The sequence below is a fragment of the Sulfitobacter sp. EhC04 genome (assembly GCF_001650875.1).
In the GTDB taxonomy this organism is placed as follows: domain Bacteria; phylum Pseudomonadota; class Alphaproteobacteria; order Rhodobacterales; family Rhodobacteraceae; genus Sulfitobacter.
This window is the reverse complement of record NZ_LXYI01000066.1, coordinates 1-1,455: the sequence shown is the minus strand read 5'-3', so window position 1 is coordinate 1,455 and position 1,455 is coordinate 1. Positions and strand designations below refer to the sequence as shown.

Here is a 1,455-nt window from a genome sequence, read left to right as displayed (position 1 = left end):
GGGGAGTGGAAAAACTCTGGGGATTTGCATTGAACTCGGTCTATCCTGTTGGCTTTGTTGCAGGAGGATTTGTTGTGAAAGTTCGTATCAAGATTGAAACGGAGTTTGGGTGGGGCGAGTGCCGGTCCCATGAGATTGGCGCCATTGAGCGGTGTTCAATTGATCCGTCGGAAGACGGCCTTGGTATCAGCCTCGCTGAGGGCAAATCGATCTTGAAAGAAGTCCAGCGTGCTGTTCTCCAGGATCAAGTAGAAGAAATCAGCGAAGTCGCGCGGGTATGCCGTCACTGCCATTCGTATTTGCCTGTGCATGATCGTCGTAAGCGACGTGTCGATACTCTTTTCGGTGGTGTGACTGTCGAAGCGCCTCGGGTCCGGATGTGTATGTGCGGCTTGCCGGGCTTTCCTGCGTTCAAGGCAGCGTATTCTCCGCTCACGCGGATTTTGAAAGGTAATGCCACACCCGAACTTAGGAGGCTTCAAGCCGAGCTGGGTGCCCGGCATAGTTTTCGGGAAGCCGCGCGTCTGTTGAACGAGCTCACACCTTGCGCCACCCAGAACCACGCAACGATCCGGAACCGGCTTGCGTCGGTTGCCAAGGCCCTGGAAGAACGCTGTTGCGAGGAACCGACGGACACGGCCATTCAAGCAAAACCTACCGAGGTGACGGTCTTTCTGGACAGCGCATATGTTCGTTCACGCCCCGAATATCAAAGGCGAAATTTCGAAGTCATTGTGGGGTCGATTGAAAGCGAAACCGTTGAAAAACGACGGTTCGGATTGAGTCAAATGGGTGCTGACCACCCAATAGAACACTTGCGGTCCAGCCTGAAAGCCGCTGGTTGGGAGGATGGCGTTGCAGTGACGGTTCTTTCTGACGGGGATCCCGCACTGCCTCGCTTGGTCAGAAACGCCACTGGTGCTGATGTTCGTCACATTCTAGATTGGTGGCATATATCGGTGCGTATCAGGCATGTGGAGACAACATTCCAAACGCTGATTTCACAAATTGAAACCGAAAGTAGCGCAGAGATTGCCGCTCTTGTTGAGAAACTTCGCTGGCGCATATGGCATGGTCAGACAGATCGCGCTCTCGATACGCTTGAAGTCTTGTTCCGCTTCGCGATGCGCGTGCGCGAATACGCCTATGGGAAGTCAAACGATGCGGCGTTCTCGGTCGTCTCACGCGCAATGGATCTACGAACATACTTGAACCACAACCTGTCTGCGATCGTCAATTACGGACGTCGACGGCGGCAAGGGAAAGCAGTCTCTACGTCAAGGGCAGAAGGCCTCGTCAATGAGATCGCCAATGTGCGCATGGGAAAGAAACAACGTATGAGATGGTCCCCAAGAGGCGCGCACCGTGTTGCGCTTGTCAGGGCCGCCGTTTTGGATGGAAGGCTTTCATCAGGGCTACTTAGGGCGGCATGATCCCCAAGGCTTTTCCACTCCC

At 54.4% G+C, this 1,455-nt stretch carries 1 protein-coding gene; it reads left to right on the top strand.

What is annotated here, in order from left to right; translation table 11 throughout:
- The first annotated feature begins 74 nt into the window (after positions 1-74).
- Entirely contained in the window at positions 75-1,433 is a 1,359-nt protein-coding gene (locus tag A8B82_RS20540) for an ISKra4 family transposase (RefSeq protein WP_067296782.1), read from the top strand.
- Positions 1,434-1,455 lie beyond the last annotated feature (22 nt).